The organism is Streptomyces sp. 4N124, from assembly GCF_052245395.1.
Lineage (GTDB): Bacteria > Actinomycetota > Actinomycetes > Streptomycetales > Streptomycetaceae > Streptomyces.
Map to the genome: position 1 here is coordinate 10919 of NZ_JBQQBS010000065.1, position 22031 is coordinate 32949.

The following is a 22031-nucleotide window of genomic DNA, read 5'->3' on the forward strand; positions in this document are numbered from 1 at the left end:
CCGGTCTCGCACTCTTGTCAACGTTCGTGTAATCGATTCCAATCCTCTGTACGCAATCGATGTAATCGATTCCATGCATCCACGAGGAGGTGGAGCGGCGATGGCGAGCATCAAGGACGTCGCTGCCGAGGCGGGGGTTTCCGTCGCCACGGTGTCGCGCGTCCTGAACGAGCATCCGTCGGTCAGCGCGGACGCGCGCACGCGTGTGCTGGCCGCCGTCGAGACGCTGGACTACCGTCCGAACGCCGTCGCCCGCTCCCTGCGCACCGACCAGACCCACACCCTCGGCCTGGTCATCAGCGACGTGATGAATCCGTACTTCACCGAGCTGGCCCGCTCCGTCGAGGAGGAGGCCCGCGCGCTCGGCTACAGCGTGATCATCGGGAACGCCGACGAGCGGCCCGAGTTGCAGGACCACCACGTACGGAATCTGCTGGACCGGCGCATCGACGGGCTGCTGGTCTCCCCCACCGACGGCGGCTCCCCGCTGATGCTGGACGCCGCGCGGGGGACGCCGATGGTGTTCGTGGACCGGTGGATTCCGGGTGTGGACGTACCCGTGGTGCGCGCCGACGGGCGGGCCGCCGTACGGGATCTTGTCGCGCATCTGCACGGGCTCGGGCACCGGCGGCTCGCCATCATCGCGGGCCCCGCTGCCACCACCACCGGCAGCGAGCGTGTCGAGGCCTTCCGGGAGGCCCTGGCCGAGTACGGGATTCCGCTCCCGGCCGCCTACATAGGGCAGGGCGACTTCCAGGCCGAGAGCGGACGCCGGGTCACCGACGGCTTCCTCGATCTGGCCGAGCCGCCCGAGGTCGTCTTCGCCGCCGACAACCTGATGGCGCTCGGCGCGCTGGATGCCGTACGCGCGCGCGGGATGCGAGTGCCACGTGACATAGCACTGGCCGCGTTCGACGACATCCGCTGGTTCGTGCACACCGATCCCCCGATCACCGCCATCGCCCAGCCGACCGGCGAGCTGGGCCGGGCCGCCGTCCGGGCGCTCGTCGACCGCATCGAAGGGCGGCCCGGCGAGTCCGTCACTCTCGCCGCCCGGCTCGTCGTACGCCGCTCGTGCGGCGAGAACCCCGAACAGAACAGGAGCACGTCGTGAGCAACGAGGACGAGTTGCTGCGCATCGAGGGCATACGCAAGTCCTTCCCCGGTGTGGTCGCGCTCGACGGCGTCGACTTCGACCTGCGCCGGGGCGAGGTGCATGTGCTCCTCGGCGAGAACGGCGCCGGCAAGAGCACGCTGATCAAGATGCTGTCGGGCGCCTACCACCCCGACAAGGGCCGCGTCCTGGTCGACGGCAAGGAGACGCAGATCCGCGGGGCGCAGGACGCCGAGCGGCTGGGCATCGCCACCATCTACCAGGAGTTCAACCTGGTTCCCGATCTGACGGTCGCCGAGAACATCTTCCTGGGCCGCCAGCCGCGCCGCTACGGGATGATCGACCGCAAGCGGATGGAGGCCGAGGCCGCCGTCCTGCTGGAGCGGGTCGGCGTCCATGTGTCGCCCCGCGCGCGTGTGCGTGAACTCGGTATCGCCCGCCTCCAGATGGTGGAGATCGCGAAGGCACTCAGCCTCCACGCGCGCGTGCTCATCATGGACGAGCCGACCGCCGTGCTCACCTCCGAGGAGGTCGAGAAGCTCTTCTCCATCGTGCGCACGCTGCGCGAGGACGGCGTCGGCATCGTCTTCATCACGCATCACCTGGAGGAGATCGCCGCCCTGGGAGACCGGGTCACGGTCATCCGGGACGGCAGGTCCGTCGGACAGGTCCCCGCCGCCACGCCCGAGGACGAGCTGGTACGCCTGATGGTCGGGCGGTCGATCGACCAGCAGTACCCGCGGGAGCGCGCCGACACCGGGGACGCCCTGCTCAAGGTGGAGGGGCTCACCAGGGACGGCGTCTTCCACGACGTGTCCTTCGAGGTGCGCGCCGGTGAGGTCGTCGGGATCGCCGGGCTCGTCGGAGCCGGTCGTACGGAGGTCGTGCGGGCCGTGTTCGGCGCCGACCCGTACGACAAGGGCGCCGTGAAGGTCTCCGGTTCCCCGGTTCCCAAGTACGACGTCAACGCGGCGATGACCGCGGGCATCGGGCTGATCCCCGAGGACCGCAAGGGCCAGGGCCTGGTGCTCGACGCCTCCGTCGAGGAGAACCTCGGTCTCGTCACCATGCGGGCCGCCTCCCGTGCCGGTCTCGTCGACCTCAGGGGACAGCGCGAGGCCGCCGCGCGCATCGCCGGGCAGCTCGGCGTGCGGATGGCCGGACTCGGCCAGCACGTACGGACGTTGTCCGGCGGCAACCAGCAGAAGGTCGTCCTCGGCAAGTGGCTGCTCGCCGACACCAAGGTGCTGATCCTCGACGAGCCGACGCGCGGGATCGACGTGGGCGCCAAGGTCGAGATCTACCAGCTGATCAATGAACTGACGGCCGCCGGTGCCGCCGTACTGATGATCTCCAGCGATCTGCCCGAGGTGCTCGGCATGAGCGACCGGGTGCTGGTGATGGCCCAGGGCCGGATCGCGGGCGAACTGGCCGCCGACGAAGCAACGCAGGACGCGGTGATGGCGCTCGCCGTCAGCACGCCCACGACAGAAAGGGAGGCCACCCGTGGCCGCTGACACGCTCAAGAGCACATCGGGCGCGAGTGGCGCCTCGGGGCTTCGCCGCCTCCTGCTCGACAACGGGGCGCTCACCGCGCTGATCGTCCTCGTCATCGCCATGTCGGCGCTGTCCGGCGACTTCCTGACGACGGACAACCTCCTCAACGTCGGCGTCCAGGCGGCCGTGACCGCCATCCTCGCCTTCGGTGTGACCTTCGTGATCGTCTCGGCGGGCATCGACCTGTCGGTGGGCTCGGTCGCCGCGCTGTCGGCCACCGTCCTTGCCTGGAGCGCCACTTCGGAGGGGATTCCGGTCCCGATAGCCGTCCTCCTCGCGGTCGCCACGGGTATCGCGTGCGGCCTGGTCAACGGCTTCCTGATCTCGTACGGCAAACTCCCGCCGTTCATCGCGACGCTCGCCATGCTCTCGGTGGCCCGCGGTCTGTCCCTGGTGATCTCGCAGGGCTCCCCCATCGCCTTCCCGGACTCCGTCTCGCACCTCGGTGACACGCTGGGCGGCTGGCTGCCGGTGCCCGTGCTCGTGATGGTCGTCATGGGGCTGATCACGGCCTTCGTGCTGGGACGGACGTACATCGGCCGCTCCATGTACGCGATCGGCGGCAACGAGGAAGCGGCCCGGCTGTCGGGGCTGCGGGTGAAGAAGCAGAAGCTCGCGATCTACGCCTTCTCCGGGCTGTTCGCCGCCGCCGCGGGCATCGTGCTCGCCTCGCGGCTGTCCTCCGCGCAGCCGCAGGCCGCGCAGGGGTACGAGCTGGACGCGATCGCCGCGGTCGTCATCGGTGGCGCCTCGCTGGCGGGCGGTACCGGCAAGGCGTCCGGCACGCTGATCGGCGCGCTGATCCTGGCGGTGCTGCGCAACGGACTCAACCTCCTGTCGGTGTCCGCCTTCTGGCAGCAGGTCGTCATCGGTGTCGTGATCGCGCTGGCGGTGCTGCTGGACACCGTGCGCCGCAAGGCCGGAGCGACTCCGGTGACGACCGGCGGGGGCGGCAACAAGGGCAAGCAGGCGGTGACGTACCTCCTCGCCGCGGTGGTCGCGGCCGCGATAGTCGGCGCCACCTCCCTGCTGCACACCGGCTCGTCGAGTGCGGCCCAGCAGAAGGTGGGCCTGTCCCTGTCGACCCTCAACAACCCGTTCTTCGTGCAGATCCGGGCCGGCGCCCAGGCTGAGGCGAAGAAGCTGGGCGTCGACCTGACCGTCACCGACGCGCAGAACGACGCCTCGCAACAGGCCAACCAGCTGCAGAACTTCACCAGCGAGGGCCTCGGCTCGATCATCGTCAACCCGGTCGACTCGGACGCGGCGGGCCCGGCGGTGCAGGCCGCCAACCAGGCCGACATCCCCGTCGTCGGCGTCGACCGCGGCGTCAACAACGCGGAGACCGCCGCGCTGGTCGCCTCCGACAACGTGGAGGGCGGCAAGCTGGGCGCCCAGGCGCTCGCCGAGAAGCTGGGCGGTCAGGGCACGATCGTGATCCTCCAGGGCCAGGCCGGTACGTCCGCCAGCCGTGAGCGCGGCGCGGGCTTCGCGGCCGGACTCAAGGAGTACCCGGGCATCAAGGTCGTCGCCAAGCAGCCCGCGGACTTCGACCGCACCAAGGGCCTCGACGTGATGACGAACCTCCTCCAGGCCCACCCCGGCATCGACGGCGTCTTCGCCGAGAACGACGAGATGGCGCTCGGTGCGATCAAGGCGCTGGGGTCGAAGGCCGGGAAGTCGGTCCAGGTCGTCGGTTTCGACGGCACTCCGGACGGTCTGAAGGCGGTCGAGGCAGGCACGCTGTACGCATCCGTGGCGCAGCAGCCCAAGCAGCTTGGGAGGATCGCCGTGGACAACGCCGTCCGGGCGGCCGAGGGGAAGAACGTCAGCAAGACGGTGAAGGTGCCGGTGAAGGTGGTCACGAAGGAGAACGTGGCCGGCTTCGGCGGCTGACCGGATCTCGACCGAAACCGACCCGGACCGAATCGGGGAGACATTTCATGTACGACTACGACCTCCTGGTCGTGGGGTCCGCCAACGCCGACCTGGTGATCGGCGTCGAGCGGAGGCCCGCCGCCGGGGAGACGGTGCTCGGCTCCGAACTGACCGTCCACCCCGGCGGCAAGGGCGCGAACCAGGCGGCCGCGGCCGCCCGGCTCGGGGCCCGTACGGCGCTGCTGGCCCGGGTCGGCGACGACGCCAACGGCCGGCTGCTGCTCGACTCGCAGCGGGCGGCCGGCGTCGACACGGTGGGCGTCCTGGTCGGCGGCGCGCCGACCGGGGTGGCGCTGATCACCGTGGACCCGTCCGGGGACAACAGCATCGTGGTCTCGCCGGGCGCCAACGCCCGTCTGACGCCACCGGACGTACGGGTCGCGGCCAGCCTCTTCCAGGCGTCCCGGGTGGTCTCGGCGCAGCTGGAGATTCCGCTGGAGACGGTCGTGGAGGTGGCGAGGAACATCGCGGACGGCAGCCGCTTCGTACTGAACCCGTCCCCGCCGCGCCCCCTGCCGTCCGAACTCCTCGCCGCCTGCGACCCGTTGATCGTCAACGAGCACGAGGCGAAGGTGATCCTGGGCGAGTCCGCCGTGGGGGATTCCCCCGAGGACTGGGCGCGGATCCTGCTCGCGAAGGGCCCGCGGTCGGTCGTCGTGACGCTGGGCGCGGACGGTGCGCTGGTGGCCTCCAACGAGGGTGTCACCCGGGTCCCGTCCGTGAAGGTGAACGCCGTGGACACGACGGGCGCGGGCGACGCGTTCACGGGCGCGCTGGCCTGGAAGCTGGGCGCGGGCTCGTCCCTGGTCGAGGCGGCGGCGTACGCGGCCCGGGTCGGAGCGGCGGCCGTCACCAAGCCGGGCGCGCAGGAGTCGTTCCCCACGGCGGCAGAGGTGGACGCCCTGTGAAGAAGGCGGGCATCCTCAACCGTCATCTCTCCGGTGCCCTGGCCGAGCTGGGCCACGGGGACGGGGTGCTGGTCTGCGACGCCGGCATGCCGATACCGGACGGGCCCCGCGTCGTGGACCTGGCGTTCCGGGCCGGGGTGCCGTCCTTCGCCGAGGTGCTGGACGGTCTGCTGGCCGAGCTGGTCATCGAGGGCGCGACGGCGGCGACGGAGGTGCGGGACGCCAATCCGGCGGCCTCAGCGCTGCTGGACGGCCGCTTCCCCGAGCTGGAGCTGGTCTCCCACGAGAAGCTCAAGGATCTGACGGCTCACGCCCGGCTGGTCGTACGGACGGGGGAAGCACAGCCGTACGCGAATGTGCTGCTGAGGTGCGGAGTCTTCTTCTAGCGGCTACTCAACAGACTTGAGAGGGCCCGGTCCGTCGACCAGGCCCCCTCATGTTTTCCCCTCCGCATCAGAACCCCACGATCCCCCCAGATCTCCCCCCAGAAGTCCTGATGCCAAGTACGACCCGCGGGGTCCCGGAAGGGTTGCACGGTTTCTCCGGAATTTTTTTCGGCCCGTCCACGCGCCGGGTCCCTACGATGGCCCGGAGGACGACGGCCCAGAGGTTCCCGTGCGGTGCGGGTGGGGGTGCACGCCGATGCTGATGCAGGAGTTCACGACCGAGGTGGTGCCTGCCGCTGAGCGGTTCGATCTGTGGCAGGACATCAGCGCGCGCACGTACATGCCCCATCTGCTGCGCACCGACTGCCGGGACGACTTCCGCGCCACGCTGCGCACGCTGCCGCTCGGTGATGTGCAGATCTCCTCGGTGGCCTTCGAGCATCTGGTGTCCGTCCGCACGACCCGGCTCATCCGGCGCTTCGATCCCGAGGTCTACCTGTTCAACTGCCAGCTCCACGGCAAGGGAGTCGTCGCCCAGGACGGCCACGACCGGGCCTTCCGCGCCGGGGACCTGCTGCTCATCGACAGCAGCCTGCCGTACGAGTCCTGGCACTGCATGTCGTCGGAGACCGCGTCGACGGTGATCGTCGCGATGCCGCGCACGGTGCTGCCGCTGCCGCCGCGGACGGTACGGCGGCTGCTGGCCCAGCCGATTCCGCTGGACCGGGGCCTGGGCGGGGTGCTGTACCGCTGGCTTGCCGACATCGCGGCCCGCGCCGACGAGTTCACCGAGGCCGATGTGCCGACGCTGGCCTCGGTGACCACGGATCTGCTCGCGTCCGTGTTCGGCGACTGCCTGGACGCCGAGGACGCGCTGACACCGGAGGCCCGCCGCCGCGCCCTGCACACACGGATCCGGGACTTCATCGACCAGAACCTCGGCGATCCGTCACTCTCCCCGGCGGGCATCGCGGCAGCCCACGGCATCTCGGTACGCCACCTCCACCAGCTGTTCGCCGACGAGGGCGCGACGCCGGCCGCCTGGATCCGCCACCGCCGCCTGGAGCGCTGCCGCCGCGACCTGGCCGACCCGCGCCTGCGTGCCCGCTCCATCCAGACGGTGGCCGCCCGTTGGGGCTTCACCGACCCGGCGGCGTTCAGCCGGGTCTTCCGGCGGGAGTACGGAATGGCGCCCCGGGACTACCGCCACCACACCTGACGGACCCGCCGCTTGTCGCACGGAAGCGTGCAGGAATCGCCAAGATCCGTGCACGCCCGGCCAAGGATCCGGGCGCTTTGCCTTGACATCCTGTTGCCCGGGGGAGGACCCGTCGCACCGCGGGGGAAGCACGGGGACGGGGGTACGGCGGCTCACTGCCGGTGTCGGCGCGGCAGTGAGCACCGTACACAGCGCCTGTCATCCGGCCGTGTGCTCCACGAACCGCGCCGCCGTCTCCGCCAGCACCTCCCGCCCGTCCCGGGCCCACAGCGCGTCGTTGAACAGCTCGACCTCGATGGGCCCGGTGTACCCGGCCGCCTCGACGTGTCCCTGCCACTCCCGCATGTCGATCGAACCGTCCCCGATCTGACCGCGGCCGTTCAGCACGCCCTGAGGCAACGGGGTGGTCCAGTCGGCCAGTTGGAAGGTGTGGATACGGCCGCCGGCGCCCGCGCGGGCGATCTGCGCGGGCGCGTTGTCGTCCCACCAGATGTGGTACGTGTCCACCGTGACGCCGACCTGGTGCGCGGGGAAGCGTTCCGCGAGGTCGAGGGCCTGGGTGAGGGTGGAGACCACGCAGCGGTCCGCCGCGTACATCGGGTGCAGCGGCTCGATCGCCAGCCGTACGCCGTGGGATTCGGCGTACGGCCCCAACTCGCCCAGCGCGTCGGCGATCCGCTCCCGCGCGCCGTGCAGGTCCTTGGAGCCCGCGGGCAGACCGCCCGAGACCAGGACCAGCGTGTCCGTGCCGAGCGTGGCCGCCTCGTCGATCGCACGGCGGTTGTCGTCGAGGGCCTTGGCCCGCTCCTCGGGGTCGATCGCCGTGAAGAAGCCGCCGCGGCACAGGGTCGTCACCGTCAGGCCCGCCTCGCGGACCAGCTTGGCGGTCGCCTCCAGGCCGTACGACTGGACCGGCGCACGCCAGAGGCCGACGTTACGGATGCCCAACCGACCGCAGGCGTCGGCCAGTTCGGGCATGCTCAGCTGCTTCACCGTCATCTGGTTGATGCTGAAGCGTTCGAGGCCGGTCACTGGTTCACTCCGTACAGGCTCAGCAGGTTCTTCATCCGCTCCTCCGCCAGCTTCGGGTCCGGGAACAGGCCCAGTCCGTCGGCGAGTTCGTAGGCGCGGGCGAAGTGCGGGAGGGAGCGGGCCGACTGCAGGCCGCCGACCATCGTGAAGTGGGACTGGTGGCCCGCGAGCCAGGCCAGGAAGACCACGCCCGTCTTGTAGAAGCGCGTCGGGGCCTGGAAGAGATGGCGGGACAGCTCGACGGTGGGGTCGAGCAGCGCCCGGAAGCCGGCCGCGTCCCCGGTGTCCAGCACCCGTACCGCCTCTGCCGCCAGCGGCCCCAGCGGGTCGAAGATGCCGAGCAGGGCGTGGCTGAAGCCCTGCTCGTCGCCCGCGATCAGCTCGGGGTAGTTGAAGTCGTCGCCGGTGTAGCAGCGGACGCCCTGCGGGAGTCGGCGGCGGATGTCGATCTCGCGCCGGGCGTCCAGCAGCGAGACCTTGATGCCTTCCACCTTGTCGGGGTGGGCGGCGATGACCTCCAGGAAGTTGTCAGTGGCCGCGTCGAGGTCGGACGAGCCCCAGTAGCCCTCCAGCGCCGGGTCGAACATGGGGCCGAGCCAGTGCAGGATCACGGGTTCGGTGGCCTGGCGCAGGAGGTGGCCGTAGACCTCCAGGTAGTCCTCGGGGTCGAACGCGGTGGCGGCCAGCGCGCGGGAGGCCATCAGGATCGCCTGGGCGCCGCTCTCCTCGACCAGCGCGAGCTGCTCCTCGTACGCCGCCCGGACCTCGGGCAGCGAGCCCTTGACGATCTGGTCGGTGCCGACACCGCAGGCGATCCGGCCGCCGACCGCCTTCGCCTCGGCGGCACTGCGCCGGATCAGCTCGGCCGCGCCCGCCCAGTCCAGCCCCATCCCCCGCTGGGCGGTGTCCATCGCCTCGGCGACCCCGAGCCCGTGGGACCACAGATGGCGGCGGAAGGCGAGGGTGGCGTCCCAGTCGACGGCGGCCGGCGAGTCGGGGCTGACGTCGGCGAACGGGTCGGCAACGACATGGGCCGCCGAGAAGACCGTACGAGAGGTGAACGGGGCGCCGGGGGTGACGGCGAGGGGTTCGGGGCGGGGCTCGTACGCCCTCAACCCGCCTTCGGCGTCCGGGAGTCGGATGGTCACAGCGCGATCTCCGGTACGTCGAGACGGACGCCCTCGGCCGAGGACTTCAGGCCCAGTTCGGCGAGCTGGACGCCTCGGGCGCCGGCGAGGAGGTCCCAGTGGTAGGGGGCGTCGGCGTAGACGTGCCTGAGGAACAGCTCCCACTGGGCCTTGAAGCCGTTGTCGAACTCGGCGTTGTCGGGCACCTCCTGCCACTGGTCGCGGAAGACCTCGGTGGCGGGGATGTCCGGGTTCCACACCGGCTTGGGGGTGGCGGACCGGTGCTGGACGCGGCAGTTGCGCAGACCGGCGACCGCCGAGCCCTCCGTGCCGTCGACCTGGAACTCCACCAGTTCGTCGCGGTTGACGCGGACGGCCCAGGAGGAGTTGATCTGGGCGATCGCGCCGCCGTCGAGCTCGAAGATGCCGTACGCCGCGTCGTCGGCCGTGGCGTCGTAGGGCTTGCCGTTCTCGTCCCAGCGCTGCGGGATGTGGGTGGTGGCGATGGCCTGGACGGACTTCACCCGGCCGAACAGCTCGTGCAGGACGTACTCCCAGTGCGGGAACATGTCGACGACGATGCCGCCGCCGTCCTCCGCACGGTAGTTCCAGGAGGGGCGCTGGGCGGCCTGCCAGTCGCCCTCGAAGACCCAGTAGCCGAACTCCCCGCGGATCGACAGGATGCGGCCGAAGAAGCCGCCGTCGATCAGGCGCTTGAGCTTGAGCAGGCCGGGGAGGAAGAGCTTGTCCTGGACGACGCCGTGCTTGATGCCGGCGTCGGCGGCGAGCCTCGCCAGCTCCAGGGCGCCCTCAAGCCCGGTGGCGGTCGGCTTCTCGGTGTAGATGTGCTTGCCCGCGGCGATGGCCTTCTTGAGCGCCTCCTCGCGGGCGGAGGTCACCTGCGCGTCGAAGTAGATGTCGACGGTCGGGTCGGCGAGGACCGTGTCGACGTCGGTCGAGATGTTGTCGAGATCCAGGCCGTGCTGCTCGGCGAGCGCCCTGAGCGCGTGCTCGCGGCGGCCGACCAGGATCGGCTCCGGCCACAGCACGGTGCCGTCGCCGAGGTCGAGGCCGCCCTGTTCACGGATGGCCAGGATCGAGCGGACCAGGTGCTGGCGGTAACCCATGCGCCCGGTCACGCCGTTCATGGCGATACGCACCGTCTCGCGTGTCACGTCATTCCCTTCGTGGGCGTCGTACGCGGTCGTGCGCCGCGTACGCCCCTCGCGTCACAGGCGAGCGAGGTGAGCCGTACAGCAAGCGCTTTCTATCTAGTGAGAAGCTAGCCTCTGACCAGGGGTCTGGACAAGACCGTAACGAGGTCGAGTTGTTCGAGGGGGCGAACAACAGGGGTCGATGGCCTTAAGGTCTGCTCGGCATGCGGGGAACCGTGGCTCCGGCCGGCCTGTCTACGACGACGTATGCCGAGCCTGACGAGTACGAAGAGGTACGACGAGATGCGCGACCGGAGGACGACGAGATGACGGTGACCCTGGCGGACGTGGCGGCCCGCGCGCAGGTCTCGCCCGCGACGGTGTCGCGCGTGCTGAACGGGAACTATCCCGTGGCAGCCTCCACCCGTGAGCGGGTGCTGCGGGCCGTGGACGAGCTGGACTACGTGCTGAACGGCCCGGCGAGCGCGCTGGCGGCGGCGACGTCGGACCTGGTGGGGATTCTCGTCAACGACATCGCCGACCCCTTCTTCGGGATCATGGCCGGCGCGATCCAGTCGGAGATCGGGGGGCCGGGGGGACGTGCCGGGGGTGAGCGGCTCGCCGTCGTCTGCAACACCGGGGGTTCACCGGAGCGTGAGCTGACATATCTGACCCTGCTTCAGCGGCAGCGGGCGGCGGCCGTGGTGCTGACCGGCGGCGCCGTGGAGAACGCGCCGCATGCGGCCGCGGTGGCCGCGAAGCTGCGGAAGCTGGGCGACGCGGGAACGCGGGTCGTCCTGTGCGGCCGGCCGCCGGCACCGGACACCGAGGCGATCGCCCTGACCTTCGACAACCGCGGCGGCGGGCGGGAGTTGACCGAGCACCTGATCGGCCTCGGACACCGCCGGCTGGGCTACATCGCGGGACCCGAGGAGCGCACGACGACCCGGCACCGGCTGGAGGGCCACCGGGAGGCGCTGGCCGCACACGGGATCGAGGAGGACCCGCGCTGGACGGTGCACGGCCGCTACGACCGCCGCTCGGGCTACGAGGCGACGCTGGAGCTGCTGCGCCGGGACCCGTCACTGACGGCCGTGGTGGCCGCCAACGACTCCGTCGCGCTGGGCGCGTGCGCCGCGCTGCGGGACTCCGGACTGCGGATCCCGGACGACGTGTCCGTCGCCGGCTTCGACGATCTGCCGTTCAGCATCGACGCGGTACCCGCCTTGACGACGGTCCGCCTGCCGCTCGCGGAGGCGGGGGCGCGGGCGGGACGTATCGCGATGGGGCGCGAGGAGCCGCCGCCCGGGGGGATCGCGACGGCTCGGGGGGAGCTGATGGTGCGGGGGTCTTCCGGGGTGCCGCGGGACTGAGGGTGCGGTGTCTTCGCGGGTGACCGGCTGGGCTGGGAGCGGGGTTGCCGAACGGCAAAGGCCCGTACCGTACGCCGCTGCGTCACCGCCTCCCGCACCGCCTTGGACGTGCCCAGCCGGAACATGTCGTCGCGCGCGCCGCGCACCATGGCCCGCGCCCCTTCCCGTCGTCCGCGGCCACCACGTGCGCCAGCCCGCGCAAGACGGTGACGCATGACCAGCGGAGCGCCTCGGCGTCAGGCGGCCATGTGGCTCATCGGATGACGGGGCGCCAGCCACACTCCGACCCCCGGCGCGAGCCGGGCCGCGCGCGGCCGGCGGAACCCGAGGGGTCGCAACTGGTCCATGTGGCGCGGGGAGATCGTGGCCGCGACGGCGCCGACGCCCTCGTCGTCGACGGCACGCAGGCCGGGGGCCAGCAGCTCGGCGACCACACTGCGGTCCCAGGCCTCCGTGTCGTCCGGCGCGCAGGCAGCGACCACCGTCCAGTGCGGCCCGTCGAGGCCCGCCGCCTTCAGCGCCGCCGGCAGGACCGGCTCTTTCGGCTCTTTCGGAACGGAGGTGGCGAGTTCGCGGGCGAGGAGGCTGCCGAAGCGGGCGTGGGGAGGTTCGGCCCCGGTGCCGGGCGGCAGCCACACGGCGGCCGCGAGGAGTTCGCCGTCCGCGCGCTCGGCCACCCACACCTCGCCCTCTTCGAGGGCGTAGTGGGCCAGCATCAGGCGCATGGCGCGCTGCGCCTGGTCCCAGTCCACGGCGGGACCTCCCGGCACCTGGAGCGGAAGGCGGGGCGCAGTCGCGGCCGGGGCGAGCAGGCGCACCACGGCGGGTACGTCCACCAGTCCGGCCGCGCGTACGACGCTGCTCCGGGGCTGCAGCTGAAGGATCGTCATGCCGACGTCCCACCTCTTCCATCGATACGAAACGGTTTCGTACAGATACGCTACGGCGGGCTCGATCGAAACGCAAGCGTTTCTTTATTTCGACTGGACTGGCGGCTCCCCGCGCCCTAGGCTCGCCCCCGACGGTATCTCTGACTGAGTCAACCATTCGGGGGTCGACGCTCATGACCGTCCAGGACATCCGCGCCTTCAACCGCTTCTACACGAACGTGATCGGCGCCCTCGACTACAGCCGCCACCTCTACGCGCCATACACCCTCACCGAGTCCCGCGTCCTGTACGAACTCGCGCACTCCCCCCGTACGGACGCGGCCGACCTACGCACCGAACTCTCCCTGGACGCGGGCTACTTGAGCCGCATCCTCAACAAGTTCGAGCAGGACGGCCTGATCGAGCGCACCCCGTCCCGGCGCGACCCGCGCCGCCGCAACGTCACGCTCACCGCACGCGGCCGGGAGACCGCCGCGCTGCTCGCCGAGCGGGCGGACGAATCCGTCGGCGCGCTGCTGTCCACCGTGCCGCCCGCCGACCGCCCCCGCCTGGCCGAGGCGATGCGGACGGTCCGTACGATCCTGTCCGCCGCCCGTCCGCCCCGCGCCGAGGACGTCGTCCTGCGCGAGCCCGGCCCCGGCGACCTCGGCTGGATCGTGCAGCGCAACGCCGCGCTGTACGCCGGCGAGTACGGCTGGAACGCCGACTACGAGGGCCTGGTGGCACGTATCGTCGCCGACTTCGCGGAGGATCACGACCCCCACCTGGAGCGGGTGTGGATCGCGGAGCTGGACGGCCGGCCGGTGGGCTGTGTGATGTGCGTACGGGACGACGCGCCGGCCACGGCCCGCCTGCGCCTGCTGCTGGTCGAGCCCGACACCCGCGGCCTCGGCATCGGCGACCGTCTCGTCCGCGCCGTGATCGACTTCGCCCGCGGCGTCGGCTACCGCGAACTCGTCCTGTGGACCAACGACGTCCTGGCCGCCGCCCGCCGTATCTACCAGCGCCACGGCTTCGTCCTCGTCGCCGAGAAGCCGCACCGCTCCTTCGGCAAGGATCTGGTCGGCCAGGACTGGCGCCTGGATCTGCACGGGACAGGTGAGTGACGAGTAGGGTCGATGACCATGAAGCTGGCGTTCTCCACCCTCGGCGTCCCTGGCCTCCCCATCGCGGACGTGCTGCGCCTCGCGGCCACGCACGGCTATCACGGCGTCGAGTTGCGCGCACATCCTGAGGAGCCGGTGCACCCCGGCATCGGGCTCGCCGAACGGGCCGACGTAGTGGCCGAGTTCAAGGGGGCGGGGGTGGAGGTCCTGGGCGTGGCGGGTTACGCGCGCGTGGCCGCACCGGGCCCCGACGAGCCGGTGATCGAGGAGATCCACCGCCTCCTGGACCTCGCCCGCGACCTGGGCGCCGGCTACGTCCGGGTCTTCCCCGGCGCCGGCACCGACCAGTCCCCCGAGGAAGCCGACGCGACGGCCGCGCGACGCCTGGGCACGGCCGCGGAGTACGCGGGCGACCTCGGCGTACGCATCCTCCTCGAAACCCACGACTCCCACCGCACCGGCGCCGCCGCGATCCGCGTCCTGGGCCTGGTCGGCCACCGCCAGGTCGGCTCCCTCTGGGACGTCATGCACACCTGGCTCGGCGGCGAACAGCCTCACGAGACCTACGCCGCCCTCTCCCCCTACCTCGGCTACGTCCAGGTCAAGGACATCGCCTCCGCCACCGACACCACCCCTCTCCCCCTCGGCACGGGCGTCCTCCCCCTCACCGAATGCGTCGAGGTCCTCTCCCGCCACGGCTGGGACGGCTGGCTCTGCTGGGAGTACGAGAAGCGGTGGTACGAGGGGGCCGCACCGCTTCCGGAACTGCTGGGGGCGGGGCGCGAGCACCTGGCCCGGCTGCTCAACGAGTCGGCGTAGGCCGGGCGACGAGCTCGGCCGACGGGTCCGGCGCGACGGCCCGCTTCCGCTCCGGTCAACCGGCCTCTGGAGGAGCCGGCCCCGCGGGCTGGGCCCATTCCGGTGTCCAGACTCCGGCGGCGGGGCGGCCGGGGTAGGCGGAGATGAGGTAGCGGCGGAGGGTGGCAAGAGCGGGGTGGGAATTGTCGTTGCGCCAGAGCAGTGAGTGCGGGTAGACCGGGGTCGGGTCACGCATAGGGATGCGGCGCAGGTCATAGCCGGCGGGCCAGACCAGAGGGGTCCGCTCGCTGAGGAACGTCCCCAGGGTCGAGGAGCCGCCGATGGTGTCGAGCAGAGCCTCGACGCCGAAGTTGGGGCCTGTCGCCTCGACAGTGAAACCGAACGCAGCCGCGAGCTCGTCGTAGTACGCCGCCCACTCCGTGCCGGGGTCGTTGCCGGGCATCCAGATCCGGCAGCCCGCGAGCTGTGCGGGCGTGACCGACTGCTCGCCGGCGAGCGCGTGGGCGGGGCCGGTGACCAGCTGGAGGGGCTCGTCGAGGACCGGCACGGCCTCGATGTCGTCGGGGAGACGCCGTCCGGGCATGAGCACGGCGCGGAAGGTCGCGTCGATCGTGCCGGACTCGACGGCATCGATGGCCCGGTCCCCGCCGAACAGGGTGACCACGTCCAGCTCGATGTCCGGATACGCCCGGTGGAAGTCGCGCACCAGGCCCCCTGTCGCAACGCGGCGGCCGACCACGTCGACGCGCAGCGCGCGGCTGCCGGGCCGTACGGAGGCGGCTGCCCGCTCGGCGGCTCGCAGGAGCGTGCGGGCATGGGGCAGGAAGGCCTGCCCGTCGATGGTGAGCTCGGCACCGCGTGCGGTGCGGGTGAACAGCCGCACACCGAGCTCCGCCTCCAGCGCCGCGACGCGCTTGGACACCGCCTGCTGGGTGAGCGAGAGGTCGGCGGCGGCCTTCTGGAACTGTCCCGCGTCGACGGCGACGACGAAGGTGCGGACGGCATTGAGATCCATGCCGCCCAGCCTAGATATACAACCTCTGGTTGTGCACTTGCGGTGTGTCAGTTGTTTGATCTGGGAGTTTGCCTCTCGCTTTGATGCTCTGAGTCAACGCGACGTTGAGCGGAGGTCACTCGCCCGTGCCGGATTCCTTTGTCCATCTGCACAACCACACCGAGTACTCGATGCTGGACGGCGCGCAGAAGCTCCGACCTATGTTCACCGAGGTGGCACGGCAGCGGATGCCCGCGATCGCCATGAGTGATCACGGCAACATGTTCGGTGCCTACGAGTTCGCGCAGGTCGCCAAGGGCTCCGAAGGCATCAAGCCGATCATCGGCATCGAGGCGTACGTGGCACCCTCCTCCCGGTTCATCCGGAAACAGGAGTTCTGGGGGCCCGGTGGCCGTCGCGCCATGAACGCGGACGGCGAGGGGTCGAAGGATGTCTCGGGTGGCGGCCGCTTCACCCACATGACCATGTGGGCGCGCAACGGCCAGGGCCTGCGGAACCTGTTCTGGCTCAGCACGCAGGCCAGTTATGAAGGTCAGTTCCCTGCCGGAAAGCCGCGTATGGACCGGGAGTTGATCGCTGAACGGCCAGACGGCGTCATCGCCACCACCGGCTGCCCCTCCGGCGAGATCCAGACCCGCCTGCGGCTGAACCAGTACGACGAGGCGAAGGCTGCTGCCGCCGCCTACCAGGAGATCTTCGGCTGTGAGAACTACTTCCTGGAGCTGATGGACCACGGCCTGGACATCGAACGCGAGGTCCGTGAAGGCCTGTTGCGCCTGGCCAGGGAACTGAGGATTCCCCTCCTGGCCACCAATGACGCGCACTACGTCACCGAGGACCAGGCCGACGCCCACGACAGCCTGCTGTGCATCGGTGTCGGCAAGAACAAGGACGACCCGGGCCGTTTCCGATTCAACGGCTCCGGCTACTACCTCAAGAGCGCCGCCGAGATGCGCGGCCTGTTCTCGGAGCTGCCGGAAGCCTGCGACAACACCCTGCTGATCGCCGAGCGCGTCGAGTCCTACGACGAGGTCTTCGACTACGTCGACGAGATGCCGCAGTTCCCGGACGTGCCCGAAGGCGAGACCCAGGAGTCGTGGCTGCGCAAGGAAGCCCTCAAGGGCTTGGCGATGCGCTACGGGGACCCGATCCCCCAGCACGTCCTGGACCGCTTCGAGACCGAGATGTCGGTCATCGGCCCCATGGGATTCAGCTCCTACTTCCTCGTCGTGGCGGACATCTGCCGCCACGCCCGGGACAACAAGATCTCCCTCGGTCCGGGCCGGGGTTCGTGCACCGGCTCGATCGTTGCCTACGCCACCCGCATCACCGAGTTGTGCCCCCTGGAGCACGGCCTTCTCTTCGAGCGGTTCCTGAACCCCGAGCGCATCAACCCGCCGGACGTGGACCTCGACTTCGACGACCGTCAGCGGGACCGGATGGTCCGCTACGTCACCGAGAAGTACGGCGGGGAGTACACCGCCATGGTGAACACGTTCGGCAAGATCAAGGCCAAGAACGCGATCAAGGACTCGTCACGCATCCTCGGCTACCCCTACGCCCACGGCGAGCGGATCACCAAGGCGCTCCCGCCGGACCAGAACGGCAAACCCGCCCCGCTGGCTGCCGTCTTCGACCCCTCCCACGAGCGGTACGGCGAGGCCGGCGAGATCCGGCAGATGTACGAGAACGAGCAGGACGTGAAGCGGGTCATCGACACAGCCCGCGGGGTGGAGGGCCTCACCCGCGGCACCGGCGTGCACGCCGCGGCGGTGATCCTTTCCAAGACAAAACTCACCGACCGCATCCCGCTGCACATGCGTGCCGCAGACGGCGTGAAGATCACCGGCTTCGACTACCCGTCCTGCGAAGCCATGGGCCTGATCAAGATGGACTTTCTCGGGCTGCGGAACCTGGGTGTCATCGACCAGGCGATCGAGAACATCCGCGAGAACCGGGGCATCAGCCTGGCCACCGTAGATCCCCTGGACGGCGACCCGTCCACCGTCGTGATCCCTCTGGACGACGCCAAGACCTACCGGCTGCTGGCCGAAGGCAACACGTTCGGCGTCTTCCAGCTCGACGGCGGCGGCATGCGCGTCCTGCTGAAGCAGATGGAACCCACCCGGTTCGAGGACATCGCCGCGGTCAACGCCCTCTACCGCCCCGGCCCGATGGCGGCCAACGCGCACACCAACTACGCGCACCGCAAGACCGGCCGCCAGGAGATCACCCCCATCCACCCCGAGCTGCGCGACGCCCTGGAGCCGATCCTCGGCAACACCTTCCATCTGCTCGTCTACCAGGAGCAGATCATGGCCATCGCCCGGGAACTGGCCGGCTACACCCTCGGCGGCGCCGACCTGCTGCGCCGTGCGATGGGCAAGAAGAAACCGGAGGTGCTGGCCGCGGAGTGGGACAAGTTCCACGACGGCATGCGCGGCAACGGATACAGCGACGAAGCCATCAAGGCCCTGTGGGACGTCATGCTCCCGTTCTCCGGCTACGCATTCAACAAGTCCCACACCGCCGGCTACGGCCTGGTCTCGTACTGGACCGCCTACCTCAAGGCCAACTACCCGGCCGAGTACATGGCCGCCCTGCTCACCTCGGTCGGCGACGACAAGGACAAGGCCGCGATCTACCTCGCCGACGCCCGCAAGAACGGCGTCCGCGTCCTCCAGCCCGACGTGAACGAGTCCGTCGCCGAGTTCACCGCCGTCGGCGACGACGTACGTTTCGGGCTGAAGTCCGTACGCAACGTCGGCGACAACGTCATCGAAGCCATCGTCGACGCGCGCCGCCGGAAAGGGAGATTCGATTCCTTCCCCGACTTCCTCGACAAGGCCGACCTGCCCGCGCTGAACAAGCGGGCCGTGGAGTCCCTGATCAAGGCCGGCACCTTCGACTCCCTGCGGCACTCCCGCAAGGGCCTCACCGCCATCCACGAGGACGCCATCGACGCGATCATCCCCGTGAAGAAGGCGGCAAGCTTCGGGCAGGACGATCTCTTCGCCGACCTGGGCGGCGCAGCAAGCGGCGAACCGGCCTTCGGCCTCGACTTCCCCATCGACGACACGGAGTGGCCCCGCAGACAGTTGCTTGCGACCGAACGCGAAATGCTCGGCCTCTACGTCTCCGCCCACCCGCTGGACGGCGCCGAGCACATCCTCTCCAGGGCACGGGACTGTTCCATCGCCGAACTGCTCGCCTCCGGCCGCGCGACCGGGGACGTCCAGCTCTCCGGACTGATCACCGGCCTCCAGCTCAAGATGACCAAACAAGGCAACGCCTGGGCCGTCGTCAACCTCGCGGACCGTGACGCCGGCATCGATGTCCTGTTCTTCCCCGCCGCCTACCAGCTCGTACAGCACGCACTGGTTGAGGACAACGTGATCTCCGTCAAGGGCAAGATCGAAGACCGGGACGGAACAGTGAACATCTTCGGAAGGGAACTCGCCGTACTGGACGTGTCCTCCGCCGAACACGGCAGCATGCCTCCTGTTCGGCTCGCGCTACCCGCACACCGCATCACCGAACAGTCCGTGAAGGAACTCAAGCGCATCCTTGCGGACCACCCAGGCGCCAGCCCCGTGCACCTCACCGTCCGAGGCGCTCGCAAGACCACCGTCTACGCCCTACAGGCCACCGTGGACCCCACGACCATCGCCTCCGACGTGAAGGGCACCTTCGGAGCCGACGCCTGGGAAGGCGTTGCATAACGTGCCGGTCAACTGCTGAGGACGCGGGCCCAGACCGACTTGCCGAATTCGCGGTCTCTGACTTCCCAGGCGTCGGACAGGGCCTCAACGAGGAGGAGACCTCTTCCTGATGTGGCGTCGGGGTCCTCGCCGAACTCCGCAGCGCGAATGCCCTCGATTTCAGACACCACCTGATCGCCGACGCCACCGGCATTCCGCTCGCCGCCACCCTGTGAGACGACGTGTCGCGCTGGTGGGGCGGATCAGTGGGTGAAGGCGACAGATTCAGCGAGATCCTTCTGGGTTTCGAGCGCGGTGAGACGTTCGGTGAGTGCCGCGTGGATTGCGCTGTAGGTGTCGGAGCCGAGAGCCAGGCGCAGGGGCGGGCTCGGGTGGCGGGTGGTGTCGTAGATGGCGGCGGCGAGCTTGGCGGGGTCGCCGGTGAAGACGTTCTCGTCTGCGGTTTTCAAATAGTGCCGGGTCTGGCCGACGGCATTGTCGCGGTAGACGGTCGTTTCGGTGGTGTATTGCAGGGCTGAAGCGAAGCCGGTGCGGGTGGCGCCGGGCTCGACCAGAGTGAGGTGGATGTTGAAGTCGGAGACCTCGCGGCCGACGCTCTCGGTGAAGCCCTCCAGCCCCCACTTGCCCGCGTGATAGGAGCTGTGAGTGGGGATGCCGACCTGGCCGCCCACGCTGGAAATCTGGATGATCCGACCTCCGCCCTGCTCACGCATCGGCTGCAGGAAGGCACGGGTGATCATCATCGGCGCGAGCAGGAGGACCTCGATCTGGTCGCGGATCTGCTCGACGGTCATTTCCTCGGCGGCGCCCACAACCGCGTATCCGGCGTTGTTTACCACGATGTCCACCGGCCCGGACCGGAGAGTCCTGCCGACCACCTTGTCCACGTCGGCCGGCCGCGTGAGGTCGAGGATCTCGACAGTCAGCCGGTCGCCGTGCGTCTCGCGCAGGTCTTCCAGAGCTGCGGGGCGGCGGACCGTCGCCGTGACGCGGTCGCCGCTCCGGAGGGCGTGCTCGGTGAGGTGGCGGCCCAGTCCACCGGAGGCTCCGGTGACGAACCAGTGGCGTACGGACTTGTCGGAGGGAGTAGGCATGGGAGTCCCCTGGAGTAGAGTGTTACCGGAATACGTTCCGGTTACGAGTTAAGCGGAACGGATTCCGGAAAGCAACCGGAGACAGGCACCGAAGGAACCCGCATGCCCGCCACGCCCCGCCGCACCAGGAGTGACGCGCTGCAGAACCGCGAGCGCCTGCTGGAGGTCGCCGCGCAGGCCTTCGCCGAGCAGGGGCTGGACACCGCGCCTACCGCCATCGCCAAGCAGGCAGGCGTCGGTGTCGGAACGCTCTATCGGCACTTCCCGACTCGGGAAGTCCTCATCGACGCCGCCTACCGGCGTCAACTCACCCAGGTGTGCGAGAAGGTGAACGACCTTCTCACCCAGCACCCGGCCGCCGAGGCCACCCGGATGTGGATGGAACACTTCATCCGCTACGCCACGGCAAAGAGCGGAATGTCCGAAGCCCTCAACGCGGTCATCGCCTCCGGCATCGATCCATACTCCGACAGCCGCGCACTCCTTACCGACGCCGTCGCCACGCTCCTCACGGCCGGCGCCCGAGACGGCAGCCTGCGAACCGACGTCGCCCCCGACAATGTCCTACTCCTCATGGGGGGCATCGCCTATTCCGTGCAGCACGGCACCGAAGAGCAAGCTCGCCCGCTCGTCGACCTCTTCATGGACGCGCTGACCAAGGACTCGACCTCGAGCTGAGCCAAACTCCCGATGCGGCACGCCAACGCGAGCGCAGCCACGGTCAATTCATCGAGTGGCCCTGTCGGCTCTCACCAGGTTCTGAATGCCGCGTGTTCCGCGAGGGGATCCGCATGCATCGTCACCCAGCTTTACCGTGCCAACGCCTTGGCCAGCCGCCTCTCCAGCCGTTCCCTGCACGCCGGCCACTCCGTCGCCGTAATCGAATAGATCGCGGAGTCACGCAAGCGGCCGTCCTCACCCGGTGCCCATGAACGCGACCAGTTCCTGAGTACGCCCTCGAAGTGGGCGCCGGTGGCGGCGATCGCCGCGCGGGAGCGGGCGTTGCGGGCGTCCGTCTTCAGGTCGATCCGGGACACGTCCCACTCCTCGAAGGCGTGCCGGAAGAGGAGGAGCTTGGCCTCTGTGTTCATGCCCGTGCCCTGGGCCGACGCCGCCAGCCAGGTGAAGCCGACCTCGATGGCGTCCAGGCGGTCGTCGGAGAGCCAGGAGCGTGGCTCCCAGTACGACGTCGTACCGAGCGCACGTCCCGATGCGACCGACACCTGGGCGTACGGTGCCAGGAGGCCCGTCGCCGCTCGGGCGAGCTGCGCGTCGATGTACGCGCCGACCTCCTCCGCCCTCGGCACCCACGTGAACTCGTACGTACCCCGGTCCTCCTCCGCCGCCACCGCCAAGTCGGCCGCGTGGCTGTGCTCCAGCGGTTCCAGGCGCACCCGTGCACCCTCCAGAACCGGCCCCTCCAGCTGGAAACCCAACTCCCCACGCTCCTTCGCGAATCCACCGACGGTCATTGAAGATCTGACGGCCATTGAAGATCTGGGGAAGTCTCCCGTGCGCATCCGAATTCGTCGAAGGAGTTTCTCGCCGGGCAAGAACCGGGTGACGTACGCCTGCTG

At 69.8% G+C, this 22031-nt stretch carries 18 protein-coding genes and 1 pseudogene; 11 read left to right on the forward strand and 8 right to left on the reverse strand.

All coding sequences use genetic code 11. From position 1 onward, the window contains the following. Positions 1-100: 100 nt before the first annotated feature. The 6 genes from ACTWQO_RS40890 (at position 101) to ACTWQO_RS40915 (ending at position 7122) form a co-directional block, all read left to right on the forward strand. On the forward strand, positions 101-1114 hold the full coding sequence (locus ACTWQO_RS40890) for a LacI family DNA-binding transcriptional regulator (RefSeq protein WP_443242448.1): 1014 nt from the start codon (positions 101-103) through the stop codon (positions 1112-1114). Further along, positions 1111-2631: a sugar ABC transporter ATP-binding protein gene (locus tag ACTWQO_RS40895; RefSeq protein ID WP_443242449.1), complete on the forward strand. Its 1521-nt coding sequence runs from the start codon at positions 1111-1113 to the stop codon at positions 2629-2631. Before ACTWQO_RS40890 ends, ACTWQO_RS40895 begins: the two co-directional genes overlap by 4 nt. Continuing rightward, positions 2621-4567, forward strand: coding sequence for an ABC transporter permease/substrate-binding protein (locus tag ACTWQO_RS40900; RefSeq protein ID WP_443242450.1), 1947 nt, complete (start codon positions 2621-2623; stop codon positions 4565-4567). Before ACTWQO_RS40895 ends, ACTWQO_RS40900 begins: the two co-directional genes overlap by 11 nt. A gap of 47 nt (positions 4568-4614) precedes the next feature. Beyond that, positions 4615-5517: a ribokinase gene (locus ACTWQO_RS40905; RefSeq protein WP_443242451.1), complete on the forward strand. Its 903-nt coding sequence runs from the start codon at positions 4615-4617 to the stop codon at positions 5515-5517. Next, on the forward strand, positions 5514-5903 hold the full coding sequence (gene rbsD / locus ACTWQO_RS40910) for a D-ribose pyranase (protein WP_443242452.1): 390 nt from the start codon (positions 5514-5516) through the stop codon (positions 5901-5903). The genes ACTWQO_RS40905 and rbsD overlap by 4 nt, the downstream gene beginning before the upstream one ends. Positions 5904-6159: 256 nt before the next feature. After that, positions 6160-7122: an AraC-like ligand-binding domain-containing protein gene (locus ACTWQO_RS40915; protein ID WP_443242453.1), complete on the forward strand. Its 963-nt coding sequence runs from the start codon at positions 6160-6162 to the stop codon at positions 7120-7122. A gap of 198 nt (positions 7123-7320) precedes the next feature. Here ACTWQO_RS40915 and ACTWQO_RS40920 read toward each other — a convergent pair whose 3' ends face one another. The 3 genes from ACTWQO_RS40920 to ACTWQO_RS40930 are packed head-to-tail and all read right to left on the reverse strand — an operon-like array spanning position 7321 to position 10456. Next, positions 7321-8154 carry a sugar phosphate isomerase/epimerase family protein gene (locus ACTWQO_RS40920; protein ID WP_443242454.1) on the reverse strand — a complete coding sequence of 278 codons (834 nt, stop codon included), beginning with the start codon at positions 8152-8154 and terminating at the stop codon, positions 7321-7323. After that, entirely contained in the window at positions 8151-9302 is a 1152-nt protein-coding gene (locus ACTWQO_RS40925; protein ID WP_443242455.1) for a dihydrodipicolinate synthase family protein, read from the reverse strand. Before ACTWQO_RS40925 ends, ACTWQO_RS40920 begins: the two co-directional genes overlap by 4 nt. Next, positions 9299-10456, reverse strand: coding sequence for a Gfo/Idh/MocA family protein (locus tag ACTWQO_RS40930; RefSeq protein WP_443242456.1), 1158 nt, complete (start codon positions 10454-10456; stop codon positions 9299-9301). Before ACTWQO_RS40930 ends, ACTWQO_RS40925 begins: the two co-directional genes overlap by 4 nt. A 305-nt stretch (positions 10457-10761) precedes the next feature. Here ACTWQO_RS40930 and ACTWQO_RS40935 point away from each other — a divergent pair, with 305 nt between their 5' ends. Further along, complete coding sequence (locus ACTWQO_RS40935; RefSeq protein WP_443242478.1) at positions 10762-11808, forward strand: LacI family DNA-binding transcriptional regulator; 1047 nt, start codon at positions 10762-10764, stop codon at positions 11806-11808. 2 nt (positions 11809-11810) lie between these two features. Here ACTWQO_RS40935 and ACTWQO_RS40940 read toward each other — a convergent pair. Both ACTWQO_RS40940 and ACTWQO_RS40945 read right to left on the reverse strand, forming a co-directional pair. Continuing rightward, a pseudogene (locus ACTWQO_RS40940) lies at positions 11811-12019 on the reverse strand (coenzyme F420-0:L-glutamate ligase); the annotation flags it as partial. A 25-nt stretch (positions 12020-12044) separates the two neighbouring features. Continuing rightward, a complete protein-coding gene (locus ACTWQO_RS40945; RefSeq protein ID WP_443242457.1) occupies positions 12045-12698 on the reverse strand; it encodes a hypothetical protein in 654 nt (217 codons plus the stop codon). A gap of 173 nt (positions 12699-12871) precedes the next feature. Between ACTWQO_RS40945 and ACTWQO_RS40950 the strand changes: the two genes are divergently transcribed. Both ACTWQO_RS40950 and ACTWQO_RS40955 read left to right on the forward strand, forming a co-directional pair. Next, positions 12872-13804 (forward strand): bifunctional helix-turn-helix transcriptional regulator/GNAT family N-acetyltransferase, encoded by a 933-nt coding sequence (locus ACTWQO_RS40950; RefSeq protein ID WP_443242458.1) that lies wholly within the window; start codon positions 12872-12874, stop codon positions 13802-13804. 18 nt (positions 13805-13822) lie between these two features. Further along, a complete protein-coding gene (locus tag ACTWQO_RS40955) occupies positions 13823-14623 on the forward strand; it encodes a sugar phosphate isomerase/epimerase family protein (protein ID WP_443242479.1) in 801 nt (266 codons plus the stop codon). A gap of 55 nt (positions 14624-14678) precedes the next feature. Here the strand turns inward: ACTWQO_RS40955 and ACTWQO_RS40960 are convergent, their stop codons facing one another. After that, positions 14679-15638 carry a LysR family transcriptional regulator gene (locus tag ACTWQO_RS40960; RefSeq protein WP_443242459.1) on the reverse strand — a complete coding sequence of 320 codons (960 nt, stop codon included), beginning with the start codon at positions 15636-15638 and terminating at the stop codon, positions 14679-14681. Between the two features lie 125 nt (positions 15639-15763). On the opposite strand from ACTWQO_RS40960, the gene dnaE reads away from it, so the two are divergent. Then, entirely contained in the window at positions 15764-19360 is a 3597-nt protein-coding gene (gene dnaE, locus ACTWQO_RS40965; protein WP_443242460.1) for a DNA polymerase III subunit alpha, read from the forward strand. A 242-nt stretch (positions 19361-19602) separates the two neighbouring features. Here the strand turns inward: dnaE and ACTWQO_RS40970 are convergent, their stop codons facing one another. Then, positions 19603-20454 (reverse strand): SDR family oxidoreductase, encoded by an 852-nt coding sequence (locus tag ACTWQO_RS40970; RefSeq protein ID WP_443242461.1) that lies wholly within the window; start codon positions 20452-20454, stop codon positions 19603-19605. Positions 20455-20556: 102 nt separating this feature from the next. Here ACTWQO_RS40970 and ACTWQO_RS40975 point away from each other — a divergent pair, with 102 nt between their 5' ends. After that, the gene (locus ACTWQO_RS40975; protein WP_443242462.1) at positions 20557-21132 is read left to right on the forward strand and encodes a TetR/AcrR family transcriptional regulator; all 576 of its coding nucleotides are present in this window, start codon (positions 20557-20559) and stop codon (positions 21130-21132) included. Positions 21133-21263: 131 nt separating this feature from the next. Here ACTWQO_RS40975 and ACTWQO_RS40980 read toward each other — a convergent pair whose 3' ends face one another. After that, positions 21264-21890 carry a GNAT family N-acetyltransferase gene (locus tag ACTWQO_RS40980; RefSeq protein WP_443242463.1) on the reverse strand — a complete coding sequence of 209 codons (627 nt, stop codon included), beginning with the start codon at positions 21888-21890 and terminating at the stop codon, positions 21264-21266. Between the last annotated feature and the right edge of the window lie 141 nt (positions 21891-22031).